Raw genomic sequence first — 6,268 nt, 5'->3', positions numbered from 1 at the left:
GACGATTTGGTGCCATGCTTGATGATGTCCTTTGACGACTCGTTTTTCACACCGCATGCAGGACACCCGTCAGGGCGGTACGTCAACGTTCCGTGGAGGACCATGTGGTCTACACCGCTTTTCTTTTGGGTGGTGACCGGTTGGTCGTCCAATACGATATTTTTCTCTTTCAATCCGAGCAGTTCTTTTGTAAAATGAAACTGGGTCATGTGAATCCTCCTATCGTTTGGTTGTGGTAACTTAATTATAGGGGTTCACTGGCCTTTTTACATTTTAAACACACAAAAGGTGCCGGTGAACCATTTGATTCACCAACACCAAATATTATAGAACCCTCATAAGCAGAGTCTTTTTACAATCAAAAAAAGCCTTTGTTTGGAATGGACCATACATCCACTTCAAACAAAGGCTTTTCCATGTCATTTCTTAATGGAGATAAGCGGGCTCGAACCGCTGACCTCTACACTGCCAGTGTAGCGCTCTCCCAACTGAGCTATACCCCCGTAAAGGAAATGATAAGCTTCATTTCCCGACAAGAATCATTATAGCAGATTCAACTCCTGTAATGCAAGAGCAATTCCATGTTTATTATTTGTTTTTGTCACGTAATCGGCTTCCGCCTTCACTGCATCCACTGCGTTCCCCATTGCAATTCCCAATCCGACTTTGGAAATCATTTCGTAATCGTTCAGTCCATCACCGAAAGCCACTACATCTTCCGGTTGGTATCCTTTTGCTGTGGCGATTTTCATGATGGTCGCTGCTTTCGATCCATCTTTCGGCAGAATGTCCACACCTGTCTCATGCCATCTGATAAACCGAAAATGAGGGAATTGCCCTTCTTCATAATCCCCTTTGTCTTTTTCATCATAAAACACCAGCGCTTGAGTGAGATCATGCCGTTCGTGAAAAGAAAAATCCGATTCCGGAACTTGGAAACCAACTGCGCTCATGCCTTCCTCCAAGCGGCTGTCCACTTCTTTATGCCGTCTTTTAAGCTGTTCAGCTGTTTCATAAACAATCGGGTGCCCTTGTGCATCGGCCACCAGCAAAAGTCGTTCGAAATCTTCCTTATCTAAAGGATTTATATAAACCTGTCTTCCGTGATAAAACGCTGCGGCTCCATTGCACACCACATAGTTGTCCATTTCCAGTTCTTCAATGATGTCTCTGGCCATCAAGGCATTTCTCCCTGTAGCAATGGCCACTTCATGTCCGCGTTCCCTTAATGTGGCAATCGCTTCTTTTGTGCTGTTCAGTATTTGATTGTCGTCCGTCAAGAGTGTTCCATCGATATCGAAAAAGATAAGTTTATTAGTCATGAGCTGCCCCTTTTTAACAATTGTCTGACTCCTCAATCATAATATAAACGCTTCAGGAAAACCAGCCTCTTTCTTCCGACTCTTGCTCGAAATGAAACCCCTTTCCTAGAGGCATAAAGAGATTGCTTCCTATACTTAAGAAAATAACTGTGGTAAAATACTAGTAGCTGTTGATATTTTCAACATAATGGAGCGGACAAAAAGAATGGCGGAGTTCTGTCTCTTCCATTCTATATTATTACGTGATTATAAATGAATTGAAGGAGTATATGTATATTATGAAACCTAATGTAAAAAATAATGAAACCGCCGTATTCGCAGTCGGAGGACTGGACGAGATCGGAAAAAACACGTACGGCGTCCAATTTCAAGATGAGTTGATCTTGATCGATGCAGGGATCAAATTCCCGGAAGACGATTTGTTGGGGATTGACTATGTTATTCCAGACTACACGTATCTTATCGAAAACCAGCACCGCATCAAGGGCTTGTTCATCACCCACGGACACGAAGACCACATCGGGGGCATCCCGTTCCTGTTGCGTCAAATCAATGTGCCGATTTATGCCAATCCTTTGGCAATGGCGTTAATCAGAAATAAATTAAACGAACACAACTTGCTGCGCTCTGCTGAACTCCATGAAATCAACGAAGACTCGGTCATCAAGTTCAGAAAAACATCCGTCAGCTTTTACCGTACAACACACAGCATCCCGGAAGCGTTTGGGATTGTGGTACGCACCCCTTCCGGAAATGTCGTCCACACAGGAGACTTCAAGTTTGATTTCACTCCTGTAGGCGAACCGGCGGATTTGCACAAAATGGCCCAAATCGGAGAAGAAGGCGTGTTGGCATTGCTGTCAGACAGTACCAATGCCGAAATTCCAAGCTTCACCAAATCTGAACGAATCGTTGGAGACACGATTGACAGCTTGTTGAAAAAAATTGACGGGCGAATCATTTTTGCGACATTCGCTTCCAACATCTCCCGTATCCAACAACTGGTCAGTGCAGCAATCAAAACCGACCGTAAAATCGCGGTTTTTGGCCGCAGTATGGTGGCCGCTGTAGAAAACGGACGAGAGCTGGGGTACATTGATGCTCCTGAAGAAACCTTTGTTGAGGCGAACGAAATTAACCGGTTGCCCGACAACGAAATGGTTATTCTATGTACAGGTTCGCAAGGTGAGCCAATGGCCGCGTTGAGCCGCATTGCAAATGGTACCCACCGTCAAATTTCTATCCAGCCTAATGACACAGTGATCTTTTCCAGTTCTCCTATTCCGGGGAACACCACGAGTGTGAACCGTGTCATCAACCAACTGATGGAGGCCGGTGCTGAAGTTGTCCATGGTAAATTGAACAACATTCACACTTCTGGACACGGTGGACAAGAAGAACAAAAACTAATGCTTCGGTTGATGAAACCGAAATTCTTCATCCCTATTCACGGTGAACAGCGTATGCTGCGGATTCACGCGCAATTAGCACAACAAACCGGTATTCCAAAAGAAAACTGCTTCATCTTGGACAACGGAGACATTGTGGCGTTGACAGAAGACAGTGCCCGACATGCTGGATCTTTCGAAGCTGAAGACGTCTATATTGACGGAAAAGGTATTGGCGATATCGGAAACATCGTTTTGAAAGACCGCCATATGCTTTCAGATAACGGATTGGTAGTCGTGGTGGCAACGATTGACGAGAAAAACAAACGCGTACTTGCAGGTCCTGATATCATTTCTCGTGGATTCATCTATATGAGAGAATCAGAAGATTTGATTCAAGAAGCACAAAAAGTCGCCTTCAACAGTATCCAACAATCTTTCAAGAACAAACAAATGAGCGAACACAAGCTGAAAAATCAGTTGATTGATTCCATGAAGAATTTCTTATACGATCGAACTGAGAGACAACCAATTATCTTGCCGGTAATTATGCCGGTCTAATCGAAACAGAACACCAAAAGAGTGGCTGGAATCCTTCCAGCCACTCTTTTTCTGTCTTTTCTATTCCACTAAACTGTGTTTATAAGCGTATATCGCTGCCTGTGTCCGGTCTTCTACTTCTAATTTAGACAAAATATTGGATACATGGGTTTTGACGGTTTTCAACGTGATGTACAACTCGTCGGCGATTTCTTGATTGGAATAACCCTGAGCGATTAACAACAGAACTTCCATCTCCCGGTTGGTCAACTCGGTATGCAGAAATGCGGTCCTCTCATTTTCAGTGGAGCTCAACTTTTCCGTTACTTCTTCTTCGAACACTTTTTTTCCATCATGAATCGATCGAATGGCCTCAGCAATGTCGCTGGCTGTCGATGTTTTTAGTAAGTATCCCGATGCTCCAGCTTCGATCGCTGGATACACTTTCTGGTCGTCGATAAAACTGGTTAAGATAATGATCTTGGCTTCCGGCCATTGCTCCAAAATACGTTCGGTCGCTTCAATGCCGTCCATCTCTTCCATCAACAGATCCATCAGGATAATATCCGGGCGCAACGCGAGCGCCATTTCGACTCCTTCTGTTCCGTCTTTTGCTTCTCCTGCCACGTCCATGTCTTCTTGGACCGATAAATAAGAAGACATTCCTAATCGGACCATTTCGTGGTCATCTACCAATAGTACTCGTATCATAATCTCCCTCCACTTTTTACAAAACTCCGCTCAGTTTTTTTCCTGTTTTTACTCAAGCATCTGTCACAATAGGAAGAGTCAATTCCACTTTGCTCCCTTGCTCAGGAAATGAAATGACCTTCATCGTCCCTCCAAGGCTGTGAATTCGCTCTTTTACATTTGACAACCCATAATTTCCTGTCTTTTTCTTCGCAGTATCAAAGCCTACTCCATCATCGATCACTCTTAAAGATAAAGTTTGATCATATACTTTCATGTACAATTCCAGTTCTTCCGCTCTTGCGTGACGCAAAATATTCGATAACAATTCTTGTACAATGCGGAATAAATGATCTTCTACTTGGGGCGGCAAGGTCACTTCATCCACTTCCCATTTTATGGAACTGGATATTTTGGTGCTGAGTTCTTTCAGCAGATGTTCAATACCTTGTTTCAATGAGTTGCCTTCCAGATTAATCGGCCGCAGATGAAGGAGGAGTGCCCGCATTTCTGACTGGGCTTCGTTCAATATGGTCTGTATCGTCAGCAACTGCTTTGCAGTTGATTCCGGAACAGATTCAATCTGCTGGTTAATCGCAGACAACAACATCATAGCAGCAAACAATTGCTGACTGACAGAGTCATGGAGTTCCCTGGCGATGCGGTGCCGTTCTGTCTGCAGAATTTCTTCTTCTGTTTTTCCCTCTGGCAACTGCGTCTTTCCGCTGTCCTCCATAGCTCGTTTTGACATTTCAGTTAATTTGGATTGAATTTCCGAGATGCTTTGCATAATGTTTTTTCTCTTTTGATCATAAAAAAAGGTCGAGGCAGCTGCCTGTGTGTTTACTTCCTCCGTATAACGCCTCTCCACAATTTTTCTTACATCCATTTCAATTTTATCTAAGAGGCGTTTTTCTGTGCGCACCTTTCCAACAAAAGTAAATCCGCTGAATAAGCAGGCGAAAATGACAAGATAAAATAAAAGCGGAAAATACATAAACCGCCCTTGAATTACCCGTAAAAACCATCCTTCTTGTAAGATGGAATAGCTGACTAAAAGAGACAACAAGAAAAGAAGGAGAAAGAAAAAGATAAAACGACGAAACAAAACAGCAAGTACGGTTTTCTTTTTTTCTGATGTCATACCCGAATGACCTCCACATCTCCCACCAAGACGTTTATGACTAGTTTCAGCTTTCTTGTTTGATCGTGATAATCCTTGCTTTTCCATTTGATGTTTTCGTTTTTCAAGTCCATTGTGTCCTCTCCCACTAGTAATCTTCCGGAAAGCGCACTATGATCTACAAAAACCCCAATTCCTTCCGGTACTAGCACTCGTGTTTTTCCCAGTCCTTTACGGATGAGGACTACATTCTGTCCTTTTTGAAGGATTGTATTTTCTAAGTCAATAATTGTATCACCTGCGAATTGGGAAAAATTGATGTCTTCCCACTCATAAATATTTTCACCGATGGTTTGCCCGCCGATCCACGGAAATGTTCTTTTCACCTCAAAAGGGCGCTGCTTCTCTTCTGCACGAAGAGTCACAAATTGTTTTTCCTTCCAAGGTATGTCAGAAAAGAAAGCTCCAGACTCACCGATAAACACCGCGTACAATTTTCTTGAAAAGAAAATAACGGCAATCACCAACATAATCCAAATCGCATTCGTAGATAACAATGCAAATACCAACAGCGCTGCTCCGATAAAAAAGGACAGTCTGCCTTCTCCAAAGAAAGAAAAGCGATTGCTGAATATCAACAAAAGTCCGCCTACCACCAAAAACAACAGAAATGTATTCGTGAATAACTGATATAGAAGCCAAACAAACAGTACAGCTTCAATTGTCAGGAAGATTTTCCAACTATTAGACATGTCATTTGCGTTCCTTCCCATATATTTCCTTTAGTATAACGTTTTTTCGCCGAACACGCACCTACATAAAAAGCGTCTTTTTTGAACAAAATTGTACAATATAAACCGATGAGTAAACACCTATTTTATACAAAAAACATACTAAGATTAGTAGGTAGAAACCTCGACGGGGGTTTCTGCCTACTATTTTTTCTTTTATAGAAGTATAGTAAGGGTGAAAGGAAGCTCGAACAAGCTCTCGAGGACCACGAGTCCGAAACAAAAACAGAGCTCCTTCACTGTCATTTCTCAATCAGGTTTAAGTATGTGGGACCATGAGTCCGGGTAAAGGAAATGGGATACGAAATGAAGCAGTGAGGGTCTTTCAATGTGAAGAAGAAAGAGAGGAACCCAAATGACCTATGTACTGGCATTAGATGTTTCTATGGGAAAGAGCTACGCCGTATTATACCA

5 protein-coding genes, 1 tRNA gene and 1 pseudogene are annotated in these 6,268 nt (G+C 42.8%); 1 reads left to right on the top strand and 6 read right to left on the bottom strand.

Going from position 1 to position 6,268, the window contains the following annotated elements; translation table 11 throughout:
* The 3 genes and pseudogenes from G470_RS0110915 to G470_RS0110905 all read right to left on the bottom strand — a co-directional run.
* Window positions 1-209: pseudogene (locus tag G470_RS0110915) on the bottom strand (ISL3 family transposase); the annotation flags it as partial.
* Between the two features lie 221 nt (window positions 210-430).
* Window positions 431-503 (bottom strand) — tRNA-Ala (locus G470_RS0110910).
* Window positions 504-542: 39 nt separating this feature from the next.
* Entirely contained in the window at window positions 543-1,322 is a 780-nt protein-coding gene (locus G470_RS0110905) for a Cof-type HAD-IIB family hydrolase (RefSeq protein WP_028274830.1), read from the bottom strand.
* 278 nt (window positions 1,323-1,600) lie between these two features.
* Here G470_RS0110905 and rnjA point away from each other — a divergent pair, with 278 nt between their 5' ends.
* Window positions 1,601-3,271 carry a ribonuclease J1 gene (rnjA, locus tag G470_RS0110900; protein WP_028274829.1) on the top strand — a complete coding sequence of 557 codons (1,671 nt, stop codon included), beginning with the start codon at window positions 1,601-1,603 and terminating at the stop codon, window positions 3,269-3,271.
* A gap of 60 nt (window positions 3,272-3,331) precedes the next feature.
* On the opposite strand, the gene G470_RS0110895 is transcribed toward rnjA, so the two are convergent.
* Genes G470_RS0110895 through liaF form a run of 3 tightly spaced genes read right to left on the bottom strand, consistent with a single transcriptional unit; the run spans window position 3,332 to window position 5,815 of the window.
* On the bottom strand, window positions 3,332-3,961 hold the full coding sequence (locus tag G470_RS0110895) for a response regulator (protein WP_028274828.1): 630 nt from the start codon (window positions 3,959-3,961) through the stop codon (window positions 3,332-3,334).
* A gap of 52 nt (window positions 3,962-4,013) precedes the next feature.
* Window positions 4,014-5,171: a sensor histidine kinase gene (locus tag G470_RS0110890; protein WP_084172187.1), complete on the bottom strand. Its 1,158-nt coding sequence runs from the start codon at window positions 5,169-5,171 to the stop codon at window positions 4,014-4,016.
* A complete protein-coding gene (gene liaF / locus G470_RS0110885) occupies window positions 5,081-5,815 on the bottom strand; it encodes a cell wall-active antibiotics response protein LiaF (protein WP_028274826.1) in 735 nt (244 codons plus the stop codon). Before liaF ends, G470_RS0110890 begins: the two co-directional genes overlap by 91 nt.
* Between the last annotated feature and the right edge of the window lie 453 nt (window positions 5,816-6,268).

Origin of the sequence: Atopococcus tabaci DSM 17538, from assembly GCF_000429585.1 — a bacterium.
Classification (GTDB): domain Bacteria; phylum Bacillota; class Bacilli; order Lactobacillales; family Carnobacteriaceae_A; genus Atopococcus; species Atopococcus tabaci.
The sequence above is the reverse complement of the archived record's forward strand: the minus strand, read 5'-3'. Positions and strand labels throughout refer to the sequence as shown.

Excerpts from the sequence above, each read along its gene's own strand:
- G470_RS0110905 (WP_028274830.1), bottom strand. The coding sequence starts at position 1,322 with ATGACTAATAAACTTATCTTTTTCGATATCGATGGAACACTCTTGACG.
- rnjA (WP_028274829.1), top strand. The coding sequence starts at position 1,601 with ATGAAACCTAATGTAAAAAATAATGAAACCGCCGTATTCGCAGTCGGA.
- G470_RS0110895 (WP_028274828.1), bottom strand. The coding sequence starts at position 3,961 with ATGATACGAGTACTATTGGTAGATGACCACGAAATGGTCCGATTAGGA.
- G470_RS0110890 (WP_084172187.1), bottom strand. The coding sequence starts at position 5,171 with ATGGAAAAGCAAGGATTATCACGATCAAACAAGAAAGCTGAAACTAGT.
- liaF (WP_028274826.1), bottom strand. The coding sequence starts at position 5,815 with ATGTCTAATAGTTGGAAAATCTTCCTGACAATTGAAGCTGTACTGTTT.